The organism is Rhizobium anhuiense, assembly GCF_003985145.1.
Taxonomy (GTDB): Bacteria; Pseudomonadota; Alphaproteobacteria; order Rhizobiales; family Rhizobiaceae; genus Rhizobium; species Rhizobium anhuiense.
Window position 1 is genome coordinate 141,634 of sequence record NZ_ML133524.1, and the last position, 23,954, is coordinate 165,587.

Here is a 23,954-nt window from a genome sequence, read left to right on the forward strand (position 1 = left end):
CAACGAATTCCCCTTCGAATGCCGAATGCTATGTCATAAAAATTCAACATAGCATTAATAGTTACTATTAGCGTCTTCGTCGCCGGATGAAAGCCCTTGTTCAATCACAAATGGGATAGAACTGTGGCGACAAAAACACCATCCCAATTAATTACTAGGCCTGTTCGCCTTCCATTTCGAGGCGCGACGTCAGAACCTTGTCGATGACGCCCCAGCCCTGGGCTTCGTCCGCATCCATGAAATGGTCACGATCGAGCGTCTTTTCAACTTCTTCATAGGTGCGGCCGGTGTGCTTGACATAGACCTCGTTCAGGCGGCGCTTCATCTTGAGGATGTCGCGGGCGTGGCGCTCGATGTCCGAAGCCTGGCCCTGGAAGCCGCCCGAGGGCTGATGCACCATGATGCGGGAATTCGGCGTGGCGAAGCGCATGTCCTTGTGGCCGGCGGCCAGCAGCAGCGAGCCCATGGACGCGGCCTGGCCGATGCAGAGCGTCGAAACCGCGGGCTTGATGAACTGCATCGTATCGTAAATCGCCATGCCTGCGGTGACGACGCCACCGGGCGAATTGATGTAGAGGGCGATTTCCTTCTTCGGGTTTTCGGCCTCGAGGAAGAGAAGCTGGGCGCAGACGAGCGTCGCCATGTGGTCTTCGACGGCGCCCGTCAGGAAGATGATGCGTTCCTTCAACAGGCGGGAATAGATGTCGTAGGAGCGTTCACCGCGGTTGGTCTGTTCCACGACCATCGGCACGAGGGCCATAGCGGTATCGACTGGGTTTCTCATGTGCGTCCTTTGTCAACGTCTCGCCGGCCGGCGCCGGGAATCAAAGAAAAATGTCTTATCCCTACATAGAGTGTCCCTGCCCTCCTCTTCAAGACACGCCTGAGGATAACGTTAAGAAGGCGGGGCCGGGCGGTTCCTGGTAGCCTCTTTCCCCCAAACGCCTGTTAACGGCGAGCCCTCGGCATTGTCTCCCCCGGTTTTTCTCCATGACAGGATGAAGGAAGGCTTACTTCATTCGACCGTGCTTATACACGTTTACCCAACGGAAAGCCTACCGGCAGATATCGGCCCAAAACCATGCCGCAGCGCAGCGACATTAAGGAAGTGGCGAGCTTCCTCGGCAAGGATGCAAGCCAACTGAAAAGGGCCGACAGACGAGGGGTTTGCTGCCGTGTTCAATATTGCTACAGGTCTCGCCATCTGGTGTTCCGAGGCCATGACGCTTGCTTTGGTGCTGTTCGTCGCCTGGCGCCACAACGTCAGGAACGAGGCCTATCTCTATTGGGGTCTCGGCTTCCTTCTGACCGGCATCGGCTTTGCGATGATTGCCTTGCGCAGCGAAATCCCAAGCGTGCTTTCCATCGAGGCGGGCAATGCCATTGCGCTGCTCGGCCAGAGCGCCTGGGTGGCGGGTTTTCTCGCACTCGACCGCAAGAGGATCGAATGGTGGGCGCTGCTGCCGCCGGTCATCTGGCTGGCCGGGGTTTTCCTGCCCTGGGTCAACAGCGATTATTCGAACCGCGTGGTGCTCTACAATCTCGCTTCGGCGACAGGTGCGACGGCACTCGCCATGGCGGTTGCCGCCGGCGACATGCGCCGCGAGCGCACCCGCGTCAAACTGATGGGCGTCTTCGTCATCCAGGGCTGCCTGTGCTTCGGCTCGGCGCTGACGACGGCGCTGACGCTGCCGAGCGACATCGAGGCGACCAATCTCGGCGGCGTCTCCGCCATGGCCAGCGCCTTCCTGCTGACCATCGCCTTCGCGTTCACGTGCCGGCTGATCATGGAGCGCTCCGAACGGCACCTGCGTGCGCTGACCCTGACCGATTCGCTGACCGGCGTGCTCAACCGCCGCGGCCTGCTCGGCTATTTCGACGCCACCCAGGAAAAAGCCCATAACGAGCAGCGCCAGGTCGCAGTGATGCTCTTCGATCTCGACCATTTCAAGCGCGTCAACGATCGTTTCGGCCACCAATCCGGCGATGCCGTACTCACCGCGTTTGCCCGCATGGCCCGCCAGTATATTCCAAACAGCATCTTCGGCCGCATGGGCGGCGAGGAATTCGCAGCCTTCGCCGCGGTTACGGACCAGACGGAAGCCGAGGCGATCGCCGAAGCCATCCGCACCGAATTCTGCCGCCTGCCCGTCAGCACCGGCGAAGCGATCGTCCCGGTCACGGTCAGCATCGGCATCGCGCTCGCCTCCTCGATCGAAGCCAATATCGACAAGCTGATCTCGGCTGCCGACCGGGCGCTCTATGCCGCCAAGGCCGCCGGCCGCAACTGCACGGTCACCTTCGGCGAAGCGGAGGCCGCAGCCCCTGCACCGGCCACACCGAGCAGCACCGCCGGCGAACTCGTGCCGACGGTCGACGATCAGGTCGAGGCCCTGCGGCGCATGGGCACGCTGTCGCGGGCCGGCTAGCCCGCTTCTTCACCCGCATCTTTCCGAGGCACGGCAAATCCGCTAAGCCTCGGGACATGATGATACCGTCCTTTCTCTCGATCGATCCGGCTCGCCGCCACGTCTCGCTGGACGGCCGCAACCCGGCCTTCTACGGCAACCCGAATGCCGCCTATGCAGCACTTCACGCCCATTGCCCGACCTTCTACTGGAGCGAGCAGAAGCAGTGGTTCTTCACAGGCTACGACCATGTGAACGCGCTGCTGCGCGATCGCCGCTTCGGCCGGCAGATCCTGCATATCGCCAGCCGCGAGGAGCTCGGCCTTGCCGAGCCGATGCCGCATCTTGCCAGTTTCGATCTCTCGGAACGGTATTCCCTGCTCGAACTCGAACCGCCCGAGCACACGCGGCTGCGCACGCTCGTCAACCGCGCCTTCGTCTCCCGCCATGTCGAGAAGATGAAACCGGAGCTTGCCGAACTCGCCAACCGGCTGATCGACGGCTTCGCGAAAAAGGGCGAGGTCGAGCTGCTCTCGGCCTTTGCCGACATCATCCCGGTGACGATGATCGCCCGGATGATCGGCATTCCCGAGGAGATGGGGCCGCAGCTGCTTGCCTGGTCGCACGCCTATGTCCGCATGTACATGTTCGGCCGCACGCGCGAGCAGGAGGAAGAGGCCGAACGGGCGGCCAAGGAATTTTCCGACTACGTCAAGACGGTGATCGCAGAACGCCGCGCCGAGCCGCGCGACGACCTGCTTACCCACATGATCCATACCGAGCACAAGGGCCAATATCTGACCGAGGAGGAGCTCGTCTCGACGACGATCGTGCTGCTCAATGCCGGGCATGAGGCGACCGTGCACCAGATCGGCAATTCCGTGCGCATCATCCTCGACAGCGGCTGCGATCCCTCGGAACTCTTCCGGGACGAAGCGACGACGGAGCGCACGGTCGAGGAAACCTTGCGCATCGGCGCGCCGGTGCACATCTTCCAGCGCTGGGCGCTGGAGCCTGCCGAAATCGACGGCGTCTCCTTCAAGCGCGGCGACAAGGTGAGCCTCATCCTCGCCGCCGCCAATCTCGACCCGGCGAAATTCACCGATCCCCTCGCCTTCCGGCCGGATCGCAACGAGGCGGCGAACCTCTCCTTCGGCGCCGGTATCCATTTCTGCATCGGCGCGCCGCTGGCCCGGCTGGAGCTCAATGTCGTGCTGCCGATCCTGTTCGAACGGCTTCCCGGTCTCAAACTGTCAAAGACGCCGGTGGTCAAGGACGTCTACCATTTCCACGGGCTGGACCGGCTGGATCTGCAATGGTGATCACCGCCGCGCCTGGAAAGTCATGCGGCTGACTCTTCTTCCAGCTTGCTGGATATGTCGTGTGCCGACATAGGTCTTCCAAGCAGATATCCCTGCAGCTGATCGCAGCCGGCGTCGCGCAAGATCGCCGCCTGGCGGGTATTCTCGATCCCTTCGGCGGTCACCGGAATCTGCAGGGCGGTCGCCAGGGAAATGGTCGCCCGAAGAACATCGGCGCCATTTGCGCCTTCGTCGAGAGCCGACACGAGCGAGCGGTCGATCTTCATGCGATCAAACCCGAACTGCCGCAATGCGCCAATGCTGGCGTAGCCGCAGCCGAAGTCATCGAGCGCAAACTTGATGCCGACGCGCTTCAGCTGATCTATCGATCGTCGCGCCTGGTCCGGATTTGTCATCAGGACACCTTCGGTGATCTCCAGCGTCAGCCGGCTTGGATTGAAATCGAGTTCCTGCAGCACCGAGATCACTTCGGCGGCAAATTCCGGATTGCAGAGCTGGATCGGCGAAACATTCACCGACAATGCCAGATCGGGCCAGTTCTTGGCATGCTCGATCGATGTTCTGAGCATATGAACGCCAAGCGCATCGATGAGGCCGCATCTCTCGGCAAGCGGGATGAAAATCTCCGGACTGATGTTGCCCGTCGCCGTTCGCCAGCGTGCCAACGTCTCAAGACCAGTGACGGCGCCTGTTGTGGCGGAGACGAGAGGCTGGAAAACGGCTTCGATCGCGCCACTGCTGATGGCGTGCTTCAACAGGCCTTCCAGCTCGGCGACGCGTTGGCGTTCCCGGTCCAGTTCAGGATCGTATTCGATCGCCTGACCCCTGCCATTTGTCTTGGCGCGATAGAGGGCCATATCCGCTCTGCGGAGCAGCTCCAAAGGCGGAATGTCTCCGTTGAGCGCAGCCGCTCCGATGCTTGCGCCGACTTCGATCGTTCGTCCGTCGATTTTGAAGGGCTCGGTAAACAGCGCCAGAATGGTCTTTTCCATGTCTTCGCACGTAGCGGATCCGACGTGCACCAATGCAAATTCGTCGCCCCCCAGCCGGGCCGCGGCAACGACTTCGGGGTGGCAGGCGGTCAGCGCGTTCGAGACCAGCCGGATCAAATCGTCCCCCACCGCATGCCCCCAGGCATCGTTGACGGCCTTGAAGCCATCAAGGTCGACCAGATAGAGCCGGAGTGGCGTAGAGCCCACATCCTCCAGGTCTTCCAGCAGGCTGAGAAGCCCATGCCTGTTCAACAGGCCACTCAGGCTATCATGGCCCGCCTCGAAAAGTGCTGCTTGCGCCAACTGGCGCAGGCGTCGCGCCTCGGACGCGCCAACCATCAGAACGCCGATCAGGAACAGCGCAAGGATGGCGATAGCGGCCGCGACGTAAGGAGCAACCTGATGAAACACGGTGCTTCCGGGCGCCTTGCTCGGCCAGACGAGATAGCCGATGACGGCCCCCTTCATGTCGGTGATCGGCGCGTTCAGGAACGCCGGCTTGGGCGTCGTCTCGAGGTGCAGGCCTTCGAGTTCATGTTCGTTCGAGAGCGTGTCGAGAACCTCAGGCGTGATGTCCTTGTAGAAGCTCAACGTGCTGAGCTTCGGAAGCTCGCCGCTCGCCTCGAACGGCTGGATTGCCTGCGAGGCGATCAGCGCGACGCCGCTCTCGGTCTTGATGAAATTGACCACCGGCGCCCGCCCAGGATCGGCGGCCGCATTGATCTGCTGATCAAAGGTTTCGCCAAAAAACGCGCTCGGCTGGAAGGGCTTGCCTTTGGCATAGGCCGAGACAACCGAAGACCGGTCGGGGCCGATGACGATCGCGCCGTCATAGAGCGCGTAATCCTCGCTGGTTTTTCCCCAATTCTCATAGGCCCAATCGGCGGCGGTCGGCGATGAGGTCGCACGATAGGCATCGTCCCATACGGCATTGTCAGTCGTTGTCGAACCCAGGCGAGCCACAAATGCGCCGATTGCGGCGCGGGCAGCGCGATTGGCCCTGGCATCGTCGATCTCGTTTGCCGACCGGGTCATCTTGACGACGACATGAGCCATAAGGCCGGTCAGGACGAGAGCGACGACGAGGAAGCAGACGGTTGTCGCAATGATGGAAGACGTCTGAGTCCGAACGTGCCTACCTGCAAGATTCGACGACATGCAAATTCCGCAAAGATTAATTGCAAGGCCATGTCTGTGGGACGGCAGGAGACATCATGTCCGCAATGCGCTGCAGATCAGATCTAGCATTTGACGATGTAGGCCCGATTAATGGGATTGGTTAAAAGCGTTCTATCCGGCAAAGAAGCGCTGTCATTGGCGGAAAAACAGGCCATTATCGCCGCAAACCGGGACAGGCCCGGGGTCGCCGGCGTCGGTCTGCTCAAACCTTGATCACATAATCCTTGCGAGTCGTTTCAACGACTTCCCACGTTCCCCTAAAGCCGGGCCTGAGGATCATCCGATCACCCGCCTTCAGATGCACCGGCTCGCCGCCCTCCTCCGTCACGATCGAATGGCCGGAGAGCAGGCTGAAATATTCCCACTCTTCGTAGACAATCCGCCACTTGCCCGGCGTCGCCTCCCAGATACCGGAATAGAGGCCACCTTCGGCCTCCTCCAGGTTCCAGCTACGGAATTGCGGATCGCCCGAGATGATCCGGCCGGGCTCCGGAGCGCCGAACTCCGGTTGGACGCCGTCGATGCTGAAGGTGATGAAATTTGCCGTGGTCATTATGGACCCCTTTGATCTCAGATCTTCGAGAGCGCCTGTTCGAGATCGGCGATGATGTCCTTGACGTCCTCGATGCCGACGGAAAGGCGCACGACGTCAGACCCGGCGCCGGCGGCGATCCTCTGCTCGTCGGTCAATTGCCGGTGCGTCGTCGAGGCCGGATGGATGACGAGCGAACGGGTGTCGCCGATATTGGCGAGGTGGGAGAAGAGCTCCAGTCCCTCGACCAGCGTCTTGCCCGCCTCATAGCCGCCTTTGACGCCGAAGGTGAAGATGGAGCCGGCGCCCTTCGGCGAATAGCGCTGCTGCAGGGCATGGTTCGGGTCGTCGTCGAGGCCGGCATAATTCACCCAGGCGATCTTGCTGTGCGCCTTCAGCCACTTGGCGACGGCGATCGCATTGTCGCTGTGGCGCTGCATGCGAAGCGGCAGCGTCTCGATGCCGGTCAGGATCAGGAAGGCGTTGAAGGGCGAAATCGCCGGCCCGAGATCGCGCAGGCCGAGCACGCGGGCAGCGATCGCAAAGGCGAAATTACCGAACGTCGCGTGCAGGACCATGCCGTTATATTCCGGCCGCGGGCTCGACAGCATCGGGTAATTGCCGGATTTCGACCAGTCGAAGGTGCCGCCGTCGACGATGAGGCCGCCCATGGAATTGCCGTGGCCGCCGAGAAATTTCGTCAGCGAATGTACGACGATGTCGGCGCCATGCTCGATCGGACGGATGAAATAGGGGGTCGCCAACGTGTTGTCGACGATCAGCGGCAGGCCGTTGCGGTGTGCGACGTCGGCGATAGCGGCAATATCGACGAAGGTGCCGCCGGGATTGGCCAGGCTTTCGATGAAGATACCGCGCGTCTTGTCGTCGATCTGGCTTTCGAAGCTTGCCGGATCGTCGGAATCGGCCCAGCGCACCTGCCAGCCGAAATTCTCGAAGGCATGGCCGAACTGGTTGATCGAGCCGCCATAGAGCCTGCGCGCAGCGATGAAGTTCTCGCCGGGGCGCATGATGGTGTGGAAGACGATCATCTGCGCTGCATGGCCGGAGGCGACGGCAAGTGCTGCCGTGCCGCCCTCGAGCGCTGCGACACGCTCCTCGAGCACGGCCTGGGTCGGGTTCATGATGCGGGTGTAGATGTTGCCGAAGGCCTGCAGGCCGAAGAGGGCGGCGGCATGATCGGAATCATTGAAGACGAAAGCGGTCGTCTGGTAGATCGGCGTTACCCGCGCGCCGGTCGCCGGGTCGGGCTGTGCGCCGGCATGGATCGCCAACGTGTTGAATCCCGGATCGTTCTTGGCCATGTCGTCCTCCCGTTATTGCTGACGAGCGGGATCATAACCACTCACGAACGAAAGTTAATCGCGATCCGTTTCAACCCGCGGGCGTTCCGTGGAAAATCCGTCTCCGCCAACAGCAACTCAGGCAATGAGACGAGGATATTCGATCGCCGGGCAACGGTTCATCACCACCTTGACACCGACGGCCTCCGCCTTTGCCGCCGCCGCATCGTCGCGGACACCAAGTTGAGACCAGATGATCTTCGGCAGCGGGCTCAGCGCCAGCGCCTCCTCGATGACCCCGTCCAGATATTCGGAGGCGCGAAATACGTCGACCATGTCGATCGGCACGGGAATGTCGGCGAGCCGGGCATACACGGTACGGCCCTGAATCTGCTTACCCGCCTGCCCCGGATTGACAGGAATGACCTCATAGCCGCACGACAGCAGATAACCCATGACGCCGTTGCTCGGCCGGGCCGGATTGGGCGAAGCGCCGGTCAGAGCGATGGTCTTTACCGAATGCAGGATTCCGGCGAGGTAGTCATCCGTGTAAGCGTCGTGATTCATGTCCGTGTCTCCACTCCCGAAAGCCCTTCAGCACGGCCCCGCATGTTTTTTTGCATTTCCGTGAAACCGGCTGGGCGTCTTTTCCGTATATATGAATTGGATACTCCCTGAGGATGATTCGATGAAAAAAATCGCTCTTGCCCTCATGCTCGTGCTTGCCGCATCGCCGGCGCTGGCGATCTCGCGCTACAATCCGCTCACCATGAGCTGTGCCAGCGTGCGCGCCGCCATCCACAATCAGGGCGCCGTCATCTTCCGCTACCAGTCTCCCCGCGGCTTGCCGCTCTACGATCGCTATGTCCGCAACAGCAATTATTGCGACGCGACCGATTATGCGGAATGGACGCATATTCCCTCGAAGGACGATCCCCGCTGCCCGGTCCTGAACTGCCAGAACATCGACAACCTTGACGGGATGCTTTTCGTTCCTCATCATCAACTTTGATGGTTTTAACGGTTGTAACGGCCGCGGGAAACTATACGTCTTTCGCGCTTGCGAAAGGTTTGGGGCTCAATCCCGCGCTGCGATTTTTTGAAGATTGCACAATCAAAAGCTTTAATTTTCCCCTATGTCAAAGTTATAGAATAATATCTATATTTCAGCAGCATAGGATAATCTGCTTCCGAGTTCCGACAGCTTGTTTCTCCTTTTGTTCATGATAATGCCGCGCTATGTTCTTATGTCCATTAGAAACATCTCATAGTTGAAAGGAGCGCCTGGATTGAACGCATGTCGCGCGCACGTAAAAATTGCTCCAATGAGCCACCATTGTTCACCTACTGAAAGAATGCTATTCGACACATGACCGCATAAGCGGCCGCCGCCGTGCATTTTCGTGCAAATCTCAGTTGTCTTTTCAGGAATTCGAAACGCTGAAGCGAGGCGTGTTCCGCTTCTTCTCATCCTTTCCGGATTTACTCCCTTGCCTCTCGACGTCATCCTGCTCGTTCTCATCGGTGCACTGCTGCACGCGACATGGAACGCCATCGTCAAGGCGGGGAGCGACAAATCCCTCGATGCGGCACTGATCTCGGCCGGCGGTGCGGTTTCGGCGCTGCCGTTCCTGGCATTCCTGCCGCTGCCGCAAGCCTCAGCCTGGCCGTTCATCGGCGCCTCGGCCATCCTGCAATTCGCCTATTTTCAATTGGTCGCCGCCGCCTACCGCGCCGGCGATATCGGCCTCGTCTATCCATTGATGCGTGGCAGCGCACCGCTGCTGATTGCCGCGACAAGCGGTTTCATCCTCAAGGAAGATCTTTCCTGGGGCGCTCTTGCCGGCACGATGACGATTTCGGCCGGGGTGCTGACGCTGGCTTTGGAGGCGCGGCGCGGCAGCAGCCGCGCCGTCATGTTCGCGCTTGCCAATGCCTGCGTCATCGCCAGCTACACCTATGTCGACGGTATCGGCGCACGCATCTCCGGCAATGCGGTTTCCTACACTTTGTGGATGTCGCTGTTGCCGCCGGTGCTGCTGTTTGCCTGGGCAGCGTCGCAGCGCGGCGCTGCCGCCGTCGCGCGCCACGTCCGTCGCAACTGGTGGCGCGGCCTCATCGGCGGCGCCGGCTCGATCGCTTCCTACGGGCTGGCGCTCTGGGCGATGACGAAAGCCCCGGTCGCGACCGTCGCCGCTCTGCGCGAAACCGCGATCCTCTTTGCGCTGGTGATCTCGATCACCGTCTTCAAGGAAAAGGCCAGCATCTGGCGCTACGTCGCCGGCGTGGTTATCGCAATCGGCGGACTGGTTCTGAAACTGGCGTGAGTCATTCGCCCTTCCATTCCGGCATACGCTTGCCGAGGAAGGCGCCGATCCCTTCCTGCGCGTCCTGCGTCAGCATGTTTTCGACCATCACCTTGGCGGTATAATCATAGGCCGCCTCCACCGGCAGTTCGAGCTGGCGGTTGAAGGCTTCCTTGCCGATCCTCAGCGCCATCGGCGATTTGCTGGCGATCACCGCCGCATATTTGGACACGACCTGCACCAGATACTGTTTTGGCACGATGCGGTTGACGAGGCCGAAATCCTTGGCGGTCGAGGCGTCGATCGTCTCGCCGGTCAGCAGCATTTCCATTGCCTGCTTGCGGTGCGCGGCACGGGAAACGGCAACCATCGGCGTCGAACAGAACAGGCCGATGTTGACGCCCGGCGTGCAGAATGTCGAACTGTCAGTGCAGATCGCCAGATCGCAGGAGGCAACCAGCTGACAGCCGGCAGCCGTTGCAAGCCCGTCGATCTCGGCGATGACAGGCTTCGGCAGATGGGCGATCTTCAGCATTAGATCGGCAGCGAGCCGGAAGGACTTTTCGAAGAAAGCCGGCCCCCTGATCTTCATCGGCGCGATGGGTCGTGAGTTCCTTGAGATCATGCCCGGCGGAAAAGACATTGCCGGTCGAAGCGATGACGACGACGCGCACATCCGAATCCGCCTCGGCCGTCTCCAACTCGTGCATCAGCGCTTCGAGAAGCGCGATCGAAAGCACATTGGCCGGCGGATTGTTGAGCACCAACCGCAGCACGCCGTCGCGCAGCGAGCGGGTCAGCAATCCGCACTCTTCTGCCCTGGCTGCGTCCGGGAAGGATACGATTTCGGCCATGATGCTGCTCCCTGCGCCCGCTCGATTCCAGCAGACGTTTTGCCACAAGGCGCTGGCAATTTCGAGCAGGATCCGCACTCCGCGCGTAAGCCGCTGCCGTCAGGACCAGAACCACGACTTCGATGCCTCGGCACTTGCCTGCGCACGCGTCAGACCGACATCGCGAAGCTCGTCGTCGGTGAGTTCGGACAGCGTGCGGCGGCTACGACGCTTTTCGAGATGATGTTCGATGACGGCCACCCGCCGCAGGCCCCAACGCGCCAGGCGGCGCAGTTTCGATCGAACGATATCGCGAGGCGCCACAAAGATCCCGCTTGTTTCCAAAGCCATCTGTTCTTCCCTTCTTCAAGGGATGAAAGATGCGCTGGAAGACGCCACGAAAGAAGCTTATAGATATTATGATATGTATAAGGATTTCTTTGGCATGGCGCTCAACCTCGATCAACTCGCGACCTTCGTCAATGTTGCCGATCTCGGAAGCTTTACGGCTGCAGCCGACAAGGAGGGCCTCACTCAACCGGCCGTCAGCCTGCAGGTAAAGGGCCTCGAACAGCGGCTCGGTGTCCGGCTGATCGAGCGCGTCGGGCGACGGGCGCAGCCCACCGCGGCAGGTCTCGATCTTCTCGCGCATGCACGACGCCTGCTGCAGGAATCGGCGGCGGCGGAAGAAGCGATGCTGCCGTACAGAGATGGCGCAAGCGGCCGCGTGCGCATCGGCAGCGGCGGCACGGCGTCGATTCATCTGCTGCCACGCGCCATCGCCGCCGCCAGAAAACGCATGCCCGGCCTCGAAATCACCGTGCGCATCGGTGATGCCGATGACGTTCTGCGCGATCTGGAGGACAATAGCCTCGACATCGCCGTCATCGCCCTGCCGGCATCGGGACGGAACTTCGAGATCGAACCCTTCTACGAGGAGGAACTGCTGGCCGTCGCTCCCGCAGGCAGTCTCATTCCCGAAGGCGGGCCGGACGCCGCCTTCATGCGCGACAGGACGCTGCTGCTTTACGAGGGAGGCAATACGCGGCGGGCAATCGATGGGTGGCTTGCCGCTCCCAATACCAGAATCCGCCCCGCGATGGAGTTCGGCAGCATCGAGGCAATCAAGGAACTGGTGGCGGTGGGGCTCGGCTGGTCGATCCTGCCGGGACTGGCGCTGAAGCGCGAACGCGCCGGTCTGGTGACGACATCATCGCTGAATCCGCGGCTCACGCGCCGCCTCGGCATGGTGCTGCGCCGGGACAAACATCTGACACGCGGCCTTCGCGAAATGATGAAATGCCTGCGCGAGTTCAAAGGTTAGGGCCGCTTTCGACCGCGGGATGCGGTTTCAAAAGCCGGCAGCGACGAGATAAAAAACGTCAGCCTCCCCAGTTCACTACCTAACAAATGTGAGGTATCATAATACCATACATCTAACATATTGTTTTCGCTTGGAATTTTTTACAGGCGTCGGAAGAGTCGATATTGACCCGATGTCACATTCCCTTTATACACCGCGCCAGAACGCAGCCTGTCCGGGCTGCTTTCTTTTTGGCATGCCTCGCGCCTGCCAATCCAAGCAACAAGAAACGCCCTTTAAGCCCTAGGGCCAAGGGTCCCAAAAGAGAGTATTCACTATGGCAACCTTCTCCCAGAAGCCTGCAGAGGTGGAGAAGAAGTGGGTGATCATCGACGCCGAAGGGCTGGTCGTTGGCCGTCTCGCTTCCATCATCGCTATGCGCCTGCGCGGCAAGCACAAGGCAACCTTCACGCCCCACGTTGACGACGGCGACAACGTCATCGTCATCAATGCCGACAAGGTCGTTTTCACCGGCAAGAAGTATTCCGACAAGGTCTACTACTGGCACACCGGTTATGCCGGCGGCATCAAGGAACGCACCGCACGCCAGATCATCGAAGGCCGCTTCCCGGAGCGCGTCCTCGAAAAGGCCGTCGAACGCATGGTTCCGCGTGGCCCGCTCGGCCGTCGCCAGATGAAGAACCTGCGCGTTTACGCCGGCTCCAACCATCCCCATGAAGCCCAGCAGCCGGTCGCCCTCGACGTTGCCGCGCTCAACAAAAAGAACGTAAGGAGCGCCTGATCATGGCTGACCTCTCCTCCCTGAAGGATCTCGGCACGGCTTCCGAAGCTGCTGCTCCGGCCCACGTCCGCAAGGTCGATTCGCTCGGCCGCTCCTACGCGACCGGCAAGCGCAAGAACGCCGTCGCCCGCGTCTGGGTGAAGCCGGGCTCCGGCAAGATCATCATCAACGGCAAGGAATTCGCGGAATATTTCGCCCGTCCGGTGCTGCAGATGATCCTGCGCCAGCCGATCGTTGCGGCTGCCCGTGACGGCCAGTTCGACATCGTCGCAACCGTTGCCGGCGGTGGCCTGTCCGGCCAGGCCGGCGCTGTTCGCCACGGTCTCTCCAAGGCGCTGACCTACTTCGAGCCGGGCCTGCGCTCGGTGCTGAAGAAGGGCGGCTTCCTGACCCGCGACAGCCGCGTCGTCGAACGCAAGAAGTACGGCAAGGCAAAGGCCCGCCGCTCCTTCCAGTTCTCCAAGCGTTAATCGCTTCGGACAGACGGAATTACGAAGGCCGGGGAAACCCGGCCTTTTTATTTGCGCTGTTCAACCCAGGCGGAAGCGTGCCGGCTGCCATTGTCGCATTTCGGTTCTGCTGGTAGAAACTCTGCTGGTAGAAACTGGGCAAAGCGCTTCGCGAATGAGCGAAGCCGCAGTCAGGGTCGTATCATGGGAACAACCAAGTCCGCAGACAAATAGGCCGCAACAACCCTGCCCTGTTGTTGCGGCGTCTGTCCGGCCAATTCCGATACTGATGAAAAGACAGATCGCCGCCGAATGAAATCATTTGAGCGGATGCTTCCCATGTCTTATCCCAAAATCCAGCGCTGGACCTATTCCCTGCCGGCAGCCTTGCTGCTGATGGCGCCTTTCGACATCCTGACCTCTCTCGCCATGGATATCTATCTGCCGATTGTGCCTGTTATGCCGGAGGCGCTCGGCACCTCGCCGGCCGTCATCCAACTGACCCTCAGCCTCTATATGCTTGTGCTCGGCGCCGGGCAGATCGTCTTCGGCCCGATTTCCGATATTGTCGGACGACGGCCCGTCCTGCTCGCAGGCACGGCACTCTTTGCCGCTTCCTCCTTGCTGCTTGCCGGCACCTCGTCGGCACCGCTTTTCGTGGCCTTGAGATTGTTGCAGGCAATCGGCGCGTCAGCGGCCCTGGTCGCGACTTTCGCAACAGTGCGCGACGTCTACGCGGGGCGCCCCGAAAGCAGCACGATCTATAGCCTGCTCGGCTCCATCCTCTCCTTCGTGCCGGCATTAGGCCCGATCGCCGGAGCCTTGATCGCGGATCGCTTCGGCTGGCGCGCCATCTTCCTCGTCATCGGCCTCCTTTCGGTTGCCGCCCTTTTCAACGCCGGTTTTCGGTGGCATGAGACCCGTCCCGCCGCCGCCGCGAAGATCGCCCTCCGCCCGATCCTTAAGAGCTTTCCGTTCTGGGTCTATACATCAGGCTTCAGCACGGCGATGGGTGCCTTCTTCGTCTTCTTCTCGACGGCACCCCGCGTCCTGATCGACAGAGCCGGTTTCTCCGGCATCGGCTTCAGCGTCGCCTTTGCCACGGTAGCGCTGGTGATGGTCGTGACCGCGCCTTTCGCCAAACGCTTCGTCATGCGCTGGGGCATTGCAGGCAGCCTTGCCAGAGGCATGGCGACGCTGCTTCTCGGCGCCGCGCTGCTTGCCTTTGGAGAATTGTTTCTGCAGCCCTCCTTTGTCAGCTTCGTCGTGCCGATGTGGATCATCGCGATCGGCATCGTCCTGGCGACGGCGGTGACCGCCAACGGCGCGCTCGATGCCTTTGGCGACACGGCGGGAACAGCGGTCGCCTTGTATTTCTGCGTCGAGAGCATCATCGTCGGCTTTGCCGGAACGGTCTTCGTACTTCTGCTCGGCGGCGACAGCGCCTGGCCGCTCGTCGGCTATATCTCTGCGAGCGCGCTGGCGACGCTCGCCGGATTGTGGTCCCTGCGGCAACCGGCCTGACAGCAGATGGTCAAGAACGACCGCTCGATCGGAACGAGCGGCCGTCATCCGATCGATAGCTTGAAATCTGCCCGCACCTCGCCTACCCCTTTCCCAGCGCAAGGGAGCAGCCAATTCCTTCGCGAGACCGCCACCCGACGCTCCGGCGCCGAACGGTGATCATGCAACGCAGCGTCCGCACCGAACGCGACTATGGTTTTGCAACCGAAAAAAGGAGCATGACTTGGCGAACAGATCGATTGACCACGCCTTCACGGCGACCAGCCTCACTTCGGCCGCCAGCGACCCGACCTTTGCCGGCGCGCTGTCCTTCATGCGCCGCCGCTTCACCAAGGAGCTCGCCGGCGTCGACGTCGCCGTCTGGGGCATTCCCTTCGATGCCGCGACATCGAACAGGCCGGGCACACGCTTCGGGCCGCAGGCGATCCGGCGCGCCTCGGCGATCTTCGACAATGATGCGCAATATCCCTTCAATCGCGATCTGTTCGCCGACATGGCCGTGATCGACTACGGCGATTGCCTGCTCGACTACGGCAATCATCAGGATACGCCCGCCGCCATCGAACGCCAGGCGAATGTCATCCTCGACAGCGGCGCCTTTCTGCTGACGCTCGGTGGCGATCATTACGTCACCTGGCCGCTGCTGAAAGCCCATGTGGCAAAACATGGGCCGCTGGCGCTCGTGCAGTTCGACGCGCACCAGGACACCTGGTTCGACGAGGAACGGCGCATCGACCATGGCTCCTTCGTGGCGCGAGCGGCTCGCGAAGGCATCATCGATCCCGACCGCTCGATCCAGATCGGCATCCGCACCCATGCGCCGGAGGATTGCGGCGTCAATATTCTCTATGGTCACCAGGTCGAGGAGATGAGTGCCGGCGATATCGCCTCGGCGATCATCACCCATACGCGCGGCGCGCCGGCCTATCTCACCTTCGATATCGATTGCCTCGATCCGGCCTTTGCGCCGGGCACCGGCACGCCGGTGGCCGGCGGGCCGTCGAGCGCCAAGATCCTCTCGGTGCTGCAGCGCCTGCACCAGCTCGATATCCGCGGCGCCGATGTCGTCGAGGTATCGCCACCCTATGATCATGCCGATATCACCGCCATTGCGGGGGCAACGGTGGCGATGTATATGCTGGGACTTCATGCCGAGCGACGCGCCATCGCCGTGTCACAAGGCTGACCTATCATCGCTCAAACTGAATCCGGAAACCTTCAGAACCCATTGAAAGCGCAGGTTTAACATGGCACCGAAAATCTTCATCGACGGCGAACACGGCACGACGGGTCTGCAGATCCGCACGCGCATGGCCGGCCGCCGCGATGTCGAGCTTCTGTCCATTCCAGAAGCCGAGCGGCGCAACGCCGCGCTGCGCGAGGACATGCTGAACAGCGCCGATATCGCTATTCTCTGCCTGCCCGACGACGCATCGAAGGAAGCGGTTCAGATGGTTTCGGCCAACAACAATGTGCGCGTCATCGACACCTCGACCGCCTTCCGCGTCAATCCCGGCTGGGCCTATGGCTTTGCCGAAATGGACGGCGCGCAGGCCGACAGGATCAAGGCCGCCCGTTTCGTCGCCAATCCCGGCTGCTACCCCACCGGCGCGATCGGCCTCATTCGGCCGCTGCGCGCCGCCGGCATTTTGCCGGACGGTTATCCCGTCACGGTCAACGCGGTCTCCGGTTATACCGGCGGCGGCAAGCAGATGATCGCGCAGATGGAAAACCCGGATCACCCGGATGCGATCACCGCGCCGCATTTCCTCTACGGCCTGCCGCTGACCCACAAACATGTGCCCGAGATGACCGTGCACGGCCTGCTCGACCGCGCGCCGATCTTCTCGCCGTCGGTCGGCAAGTTTGCTCAAGGGATGATCGTGCAGGTGCCGCTGCATCTCGACGATCTCGCCGAGGGCACGACGATGGAGAGCATTCATGCTGCGCTCATCGCTCATTATGCCGGCCAGGATATCGTCAGTGTCGTACCGCTGGCCGAAAGCAAGACGCTCGCCCGTATCAACGCCGTCGAGCTCGAAGGCAAGGACACGATGAAGCTCTTCGTCTTCGGCACACCAGGCGCTTCGCAGGTGAACCTCGTGGCGCTGCTCGACAATCTCGGCAAGGGCGCTGCCGGCGCCGCCGTCCAGAACATGGACCTGATGCTCGCCTCGTAAAGCGTGAGCAGCGGTATCGACGTGATGCCGCTCAAACTTCGCGTCGATCTCATCATCATGATCTCGCGGCCGCCCGCCTCGGCGGCCGCAGTTCCGCTTTTGGCTCGATCATCGGCGACGATTGGGCTATGAGAGCGGATCTTCCTCGCCTGCCTTTCCCGAATCACGGAGCCTGATGTCATGACGCTCGATGCGCTGGTCGATGGCGTGCACGCATGGTTTACCGCCGCCCTGCCCGACCAAGGCATCTATGCGCTGATGGTCTTTGCCTTCATCGCCGGACTCGCCCGCGGCTTTTCCGGCTTCGGCGCCGCACTGATCTTCGTTCCGCTCGGCGGCGCGATCGTCGGGCCGAAGCTGATCTCACCGATCCTGCTCGTCATCGACGGCATTGCCTCACTCGGGATGATCCCGCCGGCCTGGCGCGGCGCCAACCGGCGAGAAGTCTTCGTCATGGCGGCAGGTGCTGCGCTCGGCATTCCGGCCGGCACGGCGATACTGGCGTTACTCGACCCGCTGCTCCTGCGCTGGAGCATCACGATCATCGCCATCTGCCTGCTTGCGCTGCTGATATCGGGATGGCGCTACCACGGAGAGGCGTCCGCGCCGCTCACCAGCGGCGTCGGGCTGATCGCCGGGCTTTTCAGCGGCGCCGCGCAGCTCGGCGGACCGCCGGTTGTCGCCTATTGGCTCGGCGGCAAGAGCGACTTCACCCGCGTCCGGGCAAATGTCGTGCTCTATTTCTCGATTTCCAGCGTTTTCAGCGCCATCAGCTACTATGTCGGCGGACTGTTCGTGCCTGCCGTCTTCGCGCTCACCGTCGTCATTCTGCCGAGTTATGCGGTCGGGCTCTATGGCGGCTCGAAACTGTTCGGGCTTGCCGAAGAACGGACCTTCCGCATCGCCTGCTATGTCCTGATCGCGGCCGCCGCGATCATCGGCATGCCGCTGCTCGATGGGGTGCTGCGGTAGAACCCAGCAGCGACGGCATCAATCGCGCTCGGTGATCATCGTCCCGTGCGGATATTCGCCGTAAAAGCCGCGCCAGTTGGCGACGGCGAAACCGAAAACCACCAGCGCACCGGCCTGATGCAGCAGGCCCCAATGAAGCGGCACCTGCATCAGCAGCGTGGCGATGCCGATCGCCGCCTGCAGCGTCACCAGTGCGAAAAGCAGCACGGCGCGGCGTGCATGGGTGGTCCAAGGTGCTGCGCGAAGGGCGATCGCCATGTTGATCAGCGTCAATGCGAAGAGCGTGTAGGCGCCGATGCGGTGGATGAATTGCACTGTCTTCGGGTTCTCGAAGGCATTGATCCAGAAGGGCTGCTGGATCAGCAGATCGGAGGGGATGACGGCGCCATCCATCAGCGGCCAGGTATTGTAGGAAAAACCGGCGTCGAGCCCCGCCACCAGCGCGCCAAGATAGATCTGGAACAGCGAGAAGATGGCGATCGCTGCGGCAAAGGCGCGCGAGCTTCGCGCCGGCGGCGGATCGTCGGAATGTCTGGAGAGACCGCGCATGATCCACATGCAGCCGGCAAAAATCAGACAGGCCATGACGAGATGCGTGGCGAGCCTGTACTGGCTGACGTCGGTGCGGACGGAAAGGCCAGAGGACACCATCCACCAGCCGATAAAACCCTGTAGGCCGCCGAGCGCCAGGATGCCCAGAAGCGGCCAGCGCAGGCGCTTTTCGATGCGCCCCGTCAGCCAGAAATAGATCAGCGGCAGCGCGAAGATCACGCCGATGCCACGGGCGATCAGCCGATGTGCCCATTCCCACCAGAAGATGCCTTTGAACTCGTCGACGGTCATCGAACTGTTCAACTGCTGAAATTCGGGAATGCGCTGGTAGAGGCGGAATTCCTCCTCCCATTCGGCGGCCGACAGCGGCGGGATGACGCCATGGATCGGCTTCCACTCGGTGATCGACAGGCCGGAATTGGTCAGCCGCGTGGCGCCGCCGACGAGCACGAGACAGAAGAGCGCCAAAAGCACGAAGCCGAGCCAGAGGCGCAAGGCGCGGCGGTCGCGATTCTGCTTGCGCACTTCGCTCAGGATCGCCTGTTCCATGATCGGGTTTGCGACGGCCATGATGTCTCCTTCTATCCGGCAGTTGATTTGCCCCACCGGCTCATGCAAAACAAGCCCCGAACCTTTGCGGCATGCCGTCGCGCCGGTTCGCCCCCTCCATGCCGAGAGATAACCGATGCCCGTCCGCCTCCGCAAATTCATCGGCACGATCCTCATCATCGTGCTCGTGCTCGTCTATGCGCTGGTGGCGAACACGATCGCGGTGGCAACGCTCGGCAACGCGCCCTGGTGGGGACATCTGCTCTATTTCCTGCTCACCGGCCTGCTCTGGGTATTGCCGGCGATGGTGATCATCAAATGGATGGCCGGGCCGCCGCAGCGGTAGGCCATTAACGGCCGAATAACCGTGATGCGCGGAAAACCTCGCCCACCGCGCGCGGTTAAACCAAATATACGTCTGCCATACCTACGTTCCCGTTCAGCATTCTTGACCGGAGAAAACCGTGCAGACGCAAAAGCTCGATGTCCATGAACAGCCGTCCGACACGGTGGCGCTGGCCGATACGGCCATGTCGCGCCTGCGTCAGCTGAGCATGAAACTCGCCATGGCGGAAATCGACATCGACGTCTTCGACGCGATGCAACCGCTGGAAGATGACTGGCGGGCTCTGGAGCGCGACAATCTGCAATCACTCCATCAAAGCTACGACTGGTGCGCCGCCTGGGTGAGCGCCTTCCAGCGGCCGCTTGCAATCCTCAAAGGCACCCATGCCGGCCAGACGGCTTTCATTCTGCCGGTCGAAATCGTCAAGTCCCGGGGACTGGCGATCGCGAAGTTCATCGGTGCCGATCACAGCAACATCAATACCGGCCTGTTCTCCGAGAGTTTTGCAGAAAGCGGCGGGTCCATCGATGCCGGCAAGTTCGCCGGCCAGCTTCAGCAGGCGCTCAAGGGCCGGGCTGATCTGCTGCTGCTGCAGAACATTCCGCTGGAATGGCGTGGGCGACAGACCCCGCTCACGGGGCTGCCGATGGTGCAGAACCAGAATCATGCCTACCAGCTGCCGTTCTTCTCGACTTTCGAGGAAACGCTGAAGCAGCTCAACGCCAAGAACCGGCGCAAGAAATTCCGTGTTCAGTCGAAGCGCCTCGAGGCAGCCGGCGGCTTCGAATACGTCATTCCCGCGACATCGGAAGAGCAGCATCGCCTGCTCGATATCTTCTTCGGCCTGAAGAGCGCCCGCTTTGCCAGCCTCGGCCTGCCCGACGTTTTCGCCGACGGGGAAACGCAGGCCTTCCTGCATGGCTTGCTCGACAAGCTGGATGACAGCAGGCAGTATTTCGGGCTGCAGATGCAGGTGCTCCGGCTCAAGGGCGCGCTTGAGGGCAAGATCGCCGCGATATCGGGCATCTCGCGCAAGGGTGACCACATCATCTGCCAGTTCGGCGCGATCGATGAAGAGCTCGTGCCAGATACGAGCCCCGGCGAATTCCTCTATTGGCAGACCATTTCGGGATTGCATGGCAAGGGTGTCGAGCTGTTCGATTTCGGCCTCGGCGACCAGACCTACAAGCGCTCCTGGGCGCCCGTGGAGACCGCCCATTACGACGTGGTGCTGCCGGTCTCGCCGTTCGGCGTTCTCGCCGGCGCCGCCCACCGGATCGTCACCCGCGGCAAGGCCCATATCAAGGCGCGCCCGAAGCTCTATAAATTCGCCCAGAGCATCCGGGCACGAATTGGCTAAAGCGGTTCAGCTTTTAACTGAAACGCAGAACCGCTCTATCCTTTTGTTTTTACGCATGTCGTTGCCGCAAAACCGCGGCACACTTTTGCGCGACATGCTTTAACCGTTCAGGCCGCCCGGCCGAACTCCTGCTCGGCCCCTTCGCCGCCCGACATCAGCACGACGCGCTCATAGCCTGCAGCCTGGAATTCCGTCATCAGTGTAACGAAGATGGTCTCTTCGACTTCAGGCAGCGAGAGGATGATCTCGACGTCGCGGCTGCGCGTCAGCCGCGAGACGCCGGCGACATCGGCCGAGCCGCATTCGACCACCACGAGGTCGTAGGCGGCGGCAAGCGCATCGAGCAGCAGCGACAGCCGGTCGACACCGCGCATGGCCCGGCGCACGTCGCTCTGTCCCTGCGGGATCAGATGGGCATCGGACAGGCGGTCGCTGTGGATCGTGTCGCCGAAGGCGGCTTCGCCGCAAAGCAGGTCGGTGACGCCAAGGGCGGCCTGATCCTCGACCATCAGTTCCGTGGGGTAGCCGGAACCGGTCATATCGATGAGGATGACGCGGCGGCCGGCGTCGGCGAGCGTGCGGGTCAGCGAAACCGTCGCCGCCGAACCATTGTCACCGGTCGGCGATATCGCGATTGCCAGCGGCGCACGGCTGCCGGTCAGATAATCCGCGACCGACGAGATGGAGAATTCATTGTCGTCCTCCGGTGCCTCCTCGGCAGCCTTCACGTCCTCTACCGGCTCATCCTCGTCAGCGACCACGGCGAGCATGCTCGGCTGGACGGGCTTTCTGGCGGCCGCGGCGATCGGAGCGGCCTGCGGCACATGCTTCTCCTCGACGGCTGCTTCCACCTCGATTGCTTCAGGGGAGGCATCCACCGGGCGGAGCGCCCTGCCACTGAAGAGTTCGGCCAGCATGGTGATGATGGCGCTCATGATCAGCGTCGCGACGGCAGCGACGACGACGATCGGCACCACTTTCGGGAAATAGGGATCGACCGGCTCGACAGCCCTGGACACGATACGGGCATCCGCGGGGCTCGAATTGCTGTCGGCGCGGGAGGCGGCCTCGCGGTAGCGCACCAGATAGGTTTCGAGCAGCTGGCGCTGGGCGTTCGCCTCACGCTCCAGCGCATTGAGGCCGACCTCATCCTCACCGGCGCGGGCGCTGGTGGCCTGCACGGTGTCCGACTGGCGCTCGAGTTCGCTGGCGCGGAGATCTGCGACCTTGGACTCGTTCTCGATGCTCGTCAGGATCTTCTGCGTCTCCTGGCGGATCTGGGTACGGATATCGGCGAGCTGCGCACGCAGGCTTTTCAGCCGCGGATGGTTGTTGAGAAGACTGGTCTGCAGATCGGATATTTGCGACTGCAGGCCGGATTCCGTCGCCTTCAGCCGCTGGATCGCCTGCGAGGACATGATGTCGGGCAGCGTATCGGAGGCTTCGCCCGACGACAGCGCATTGCGCACCGCCTGCGCCCTCGCCTCGGCATTGGCCTTGTCGCCCCGCACGCGGGTCAGCTCAGCGGAGATATCGTTCAATTGCTGGGCCGGGAAAGTGGTGGTGCCGTTCGTCTGCAACAGCCCGTGCGACGTGCGGTATTCGGCGACCTTCTTCTCGGCTTCGCTGACCTTCCCGCGCAGGCTTTCGATCTCCGGCTCCAGCCAGCGGGTTGCCTCGGAGTTGGAATCGAGCTTGGCGCCGCTCTGGGTCGAAAGGTAGACATTCGCCATGGCGTTCGGAATGGCGGCGGCGAGTTTCGGGTCCTTGGAAGTGAAATTGATGCCGATGACGCGTGAACCCGGCACCTGATAGACCTGCAGGCGTTCGACGAAGGCATCGATGACGCGCTCCTCCGGCGGATTTTCCAGCGGGTTCTTTTTCAGGTGCAGCTTCACCAGGATGCTGCTCATCGCCGAGCCGTTGGCGGCATCGTCGAATTCCGGCAGGTTGTAGAGCTTCAGGTCGTTGATCACCTTCTTGAGGAGATCTGCCGATTGCAGGAGCTGCACCTGGCTGGCGATGTTGAGTTCATCCATCAGCGGACCGGCGCTGGCGTCGTTGACCTGCTGGGTGTTGGCAAAGGCCGGCGCACGGGGTTCGATGAGGATGCGCGTTTCGCTGCGATATTGCGGCGACATGATCTTGGCGCCGGCAAAGGCGACGCCCGCCCCCACGAGGGTGATCGTCAAAATCCGCAGACGGCGCGCCCAGACCGCGCGGGCCAACTGGCCGAGGTCGATGTCCACATCCTGATCACGAGCTACGCTGGACATGCTCTTACTCCACAACAAAGGTGCCGCAAGCGTAAACGACCATGGTAACTCAACGGTTAATGGCGACCTTGCCAAGTAGAGGAGGGACGATCGATCAAGGATACCGGGAAATTGCAAGCGTCCTTTACCGGGCATTAACCCTAACGGATCGATAACGACTGCACCGAGTTCATTTTCTGTGAGCACAAACGGATGTCTTTCGTCCAGCCCAAGATCTTTTTGGCCCTGAGCCTTGCAGCCATGACGGCAGCACTGGGCGGCTGCACGACGTATAAGCCGGCTCCGAAGGCCTTCAACGAGGCGACCATCCAGCCCTATACGCTCGACAGCGGCGATCGGTTGCGTGTTACCGTTTTCGACCAGCAGAGCCTGACCAACACCTATACGGTGGATCAGGCCGGCTATATCGCCTTCCCGCTCATCGGCCAGGTCCCTGCCCGCGGCCGGACCCTGCAGCAACTCTCGGGGCAGATCGCCCAGAAACTGCAGCAAGGCTATCTTCGCGATCCCGACGTCACCATCGATGTCGATCGCTACCGTTCGATCTTCATCATGGGTGAAGTCGGCCAGCCCGGCCAGTATGCCTATGTTCCCGGCATGACGGTGCAGAATGCCATCGCGGTTGCCGGCGGCTTCACCAGCCGCGCCAACCAGAGCATGGTCGACGTCACCCGCAAGATCAACGGACAGGTGCTGACCGGCCGCATCAACATATCGGGCCCGATCATTGCAGGCGACACGATCTACGTTCGCGAACGGCTCTTCTGA

Annotated in this window: 22 protein-coding genes and 1 pseudogene; 14 read left to right on the forward strand and 9 right to left on the reverse strand. The window is 61.6% G+C overall.

Annotated elements, in window-relative coordinates; all coding sequences use genetic code 11:
• Positions 1-154 precede the first annotated feature (154 nt).
• A complete protein-coding gene (gene clpP / locus EEQ99_RS13975) occupies positions 155-784 on the reverse strand; it encodes an ATP-dependent Clp endopeptidase proteolytic subunit ClpP (RefSeq protein ID WP_003573944.1) in 630 nt (209 codons plus the stop codon).
• 391 nt (positions 785-1,175) lie between these two features.
• Here clpP and EEQ99_RS13980 point away from each other — a divergent pair, with 391 nt between their 5' ends.
• On the forward strand, positions 1,176-2,429 hold the full coding sequence (locus EEQ99_RS13980) for a GGDEF domain-containing protein (RefSeq protein ID WP_047616484.1): 1,254 nt from the start codon (positions 1,176-1,178) through the stop codon (positions 2,427-2,429).
• Positions 2,430-2,485: 56 nt separating this feature from the next.
• Positions 2,486-3,730, forward strand: a complete 1,245-nt coding sequence (locus EEQ99_RS13985; RefSeq protein WP_063474299.1) for a cytochrome P450 — start codon at positions 2,486-2,488, stop codon at positions 3,728-3,730.
• A gap of 20 nt (positions 3,731-3,750) precedes the next feature.
• Here the strand turns inward: EEQ99_RS13985 and EEQ99_RS13990 are convergent, their stop codons facing one another.
• The 4 genes from EEQ99_RS13990 to EEQ99_RS14005 form a co-directional block, all read right to left on the reverse strand.
• Positions 3,751-5,880: a bifunctional diguanylate cyclase/phosphodiesterase gene (locus tag EEQ99_RS13990; protein WP_127430627.1), complete on the reverse strand. Its 2,130-nt coding sequence runs from the start codon at positions 5,878-5,880 to the stop codon at positions 3,751-3,753.
• Between the two features lie 223 nt (positions 5,881-6,103).
• Positions 6,104-6,454: a cupin domain-containing protein gene (locus tag EEQ99_RS13995; protein WP_047616480.1), complete on the reverse strand. Its 351-nt coding sequence runs from the start codon at positions 6,452-6,454 to the stop codon at positions 6,104-6,106.
• Between the two features lie 17 nt (positions 6,455-6,471).
• A complete protein-coding gene (locus tag EEQ99_RS14000) occupies positions 6,472-7,755 on the reverse strand; it encodes an O-acetylhomoserine aminocarboxypropyltransferase (RefSeq protein WP_047616478.1) in 1,284 nt (427 codons plus the stop codon).
• Between the two features lie 117 nt (positions 7,756-7,872).
• On the reverse strand, positions 7,873-8,301 hold the full coding sequence (locus tag EEQ99_RS14005; protein ID WP_048338657.1) for a CoA-binding protein: 429 nt from the start codon (positions 8,299-8,301) through the stop codon (positions 7,873-7,875).
• Positions 8,302-8,422: 121 nt separating this feature from the next.
• Here EEQ99_RS14005 and EEQ99_RS14010 point away from each other — a divergent pair, with 121 nt between their 5' ends.
• Together EEQ99_RS14010 and EEQ99_RS14015 are read left to right on the forward strand one after the other, a co-directional pair.
• Positions 8,423-8,746 carry a hypothetical protein gene (locus EEQ99_RS14010; RefSeq protein ID WP_127430628.1) on the forward strand — a complete coding sequence of 108 codons (324 nt, stop codon included), beginning with the start codon at positions 8,423-8,425 and terminating at the stop codon, positions 8,744-8,746.
• A gap of 478 nt (positions 8,747-9,224) precedes the next feature.
• The gene (locus EEQ99_RS14015) at positions 9,225-10,061 is read left to right on the forward strand and encodes an EamA family transporter (RefSeq protein WP_127430629.1); all 837 of its coding nucleotides are present in this window, start codon (positions 9,225-9,227) and stop codon (positions 10,059-10,061) included.
• Between the two features lies 1 nt (position 10,062).
• On the opposite strand, the pseudogene EEQ99_RS14020 reads toward EEQ99_RS14015, so the two are convergent.
• Positions 10,063-10,894: pseudogene (locus EEQ99_RS14020) on the reverse strand (enoyl-CoA hydratase).
• A 99-nt stretch (positions 10,895-10,993) separates the two neighbouring features.
• A complete protein-coding gene (locus EEQ99_RS14025; protein WP_127430630.1) occupies positions 10,994-11,224 on the reverse strand; it encodes a DUF1127 domain-containing protein in 231 nt (76 codons plus the stop codon).
• A gap of 73 nt (positions 11,225-11,297) precedes the next feature.
• Here EEQ99_RS14025 and EEQ99_RS14030 point away from each other — a divergent pair, with 73 nt between their 5' ends.
• The 7 genes from EEQ99_RS14030 to EEQ99_RS14060 all read left to right on the forward strand — a co-directional run bounded on the left by EEQ99_RS14030 (position 11,298) and on the right by EEQ99_RS14060 (position 18,103).
• Complete coding sequence (locus tag EEQ99_RS14030) at positions 11,298-12,197, forward strand: LysR family transcriptional regulator (RefSeq protein WP_174824456.1); 900 nt, start codon at positions 11,298-11,300, stop codon at positions 12,195-12,197.
• A 316-nt stretch (positions 12,198-12,513) separates the two neighbouring features.
• Positions 12,514-12,978: a 50S ribosomal protein L13 gene (gene rplM / locus EEQ99_RS14035; RefSeq protein ID WP_012483399.1), complete on the forward strand. Its 465-nt coding sequence runs from the start codon at positions 12,514-12,516 to the stop codon at positions 12,976-12,978.
• A 2-nt stretch (positions 12,979-12,980) separates the two neighbouring features.
• Positions 12,981-13,448, forward strand: coding sequence for a 30S ribosomal protein S9 (gene rpsI, locus EEQ99_RS14040; RefSeq protein ID WP_047616469.1), 468 nt, complete (start codon positions 12,981-12,983; stop codon positions 13,446-13,448).
• A gap of 318 nt (positions 13,449-13,766) precedes the next feature.
• Positions 13,767-14,951 carry a CmlA/FloR family chloramphenicol efflux MFS transporter gene (gene cml, locus EEQ99_RS14045; RefSeq protein WP_127430631.1) on the forward strand — a complete coding sequence of 395 codons (1,185 nt, stop codon included), beginning with the start codon at positions 13,767-13,769 and terminating at the stop codon, positions 14,949-14,951.
• A 223-nt stretch (positions 14,952-15,174) separates the two neighbouring features.
• Positions 15,175-16,137, forward strand: a complete 963-nt coding sequence (gene speB / locus EEQ99_RS14050) for an agmatinase (RefSeq protein ID WP_127430632.1) — start codon at positions 15,175-15,177, stop codon at positions 16,135-16,137.
• A gap of 61 nt (positions 16,138-16,198) precedes the next feature.
• Positions 16,199-17,131, forward strand: a complete 933-nt coding sequence (argC, locus tag EEQ99_RS14055) for an N-acetyl-gamma-glutamyl-phosphate reductase (protein ID WP_127430633.1) — start codon at positions 16,199-16,201, stop codon at positions 17,129-17,131.
• 180 nt (positions 17,132-17,311) lie between these two features.
• On the forward strand, positions 17,312-18,103 hold the full coding sequence (locus tag EEQ99_RS14060; protein WP_127430688.1) for a sulfite exporter TauE/SafE family protein: 792 nt from the start codon (positions 17,312-17,314) through the stop codon (positions 18,101-18,103).
• 18 nt (positions 18,104-18,121) lie between these two features.
• Here the strand turns inward: EEQ99_RS14060 and EEQ99_RS14065 are convergent, their stop codons facing one another.
• Positions 18,122-19,225 carry a COX15/CtaA family protein gene (locus EEQ99_RS14065; RefSeq protein WP_127430634.1) on the reverse strand — a complete coding sequence of 368 codons (1,104 nt, stop codon included), beginning with the start codon at positions 19,223-19,225 and terminating at the stop codon, positions 18,122-18,124.
• 115 nt (positions 19,226-19,340) lie between these two features.
• Between EEQ99_RS14065 and EEQ99_RS14070 the strand changes: the two genes are divergently transcribed.
• Together EEQ99_RS14070 and EEQ99_RS14075 are read left to right on the forward strand one after the other, a co-directional pair.
• Positions 19,341-19,550, forward strand: coding sequence for a DUF2842 domain-containing protein (locus EEQ99_RS14070; protein WP_018483581.1), 210 nt, complete (start codon positions 19,341-19,343; stop codon positions 19,548-19,550).
• Between the two features lie 118 nt (positions 19,551-19,668).
• Positions 19,669-20,910 (forward strand): GNAT family N-acetyltransferase, encoded by a 1,242-nt coding sequence (locus EEQ99_RS14075; RefSeq protein ID WP_127430635.1) that lies wholly within the window; start codon positions 19,669-19,671, stop codon positions 20,908-20,910.
• A gap of 107 nt (positions 20,911-21,017) precedes the next feature.
• Here EEQ99_RS14075 and EEQ99_RS14080 read toward each other — a convergent pair whose 3' ends face one another.
• Positions 21,018-23,186 carry a GumC family protein gene (locus tag EEQ99_RS14080; RefSeq protein ID WP_127430636.1) on the reverse strand — a complete coding sequence of 723 codons (2,169 nt, stop codon included), beginning with the start codon at positions 23,184-23,186 and terminating at the stop codon, positions 21,018-21,020.
• Positions 23,187-23,378: 192 nt separating this feature from the next.
• On the opposite strand from EEQ99_RS14080, the gene EEQ99_RS14085 reads away from it, so the two are divergent.
• Positions 23,379-23,954: a polysaccharide biosynthesis/export family protein gene (locus tag EEQ99_RS14085; RefSeq protein WP_047616454.1), complete on the forward strand. Its 576-nt coding sequence runs from the start codon at positions 23,379-23,381 to the stop codon at positions 23,952-23,954.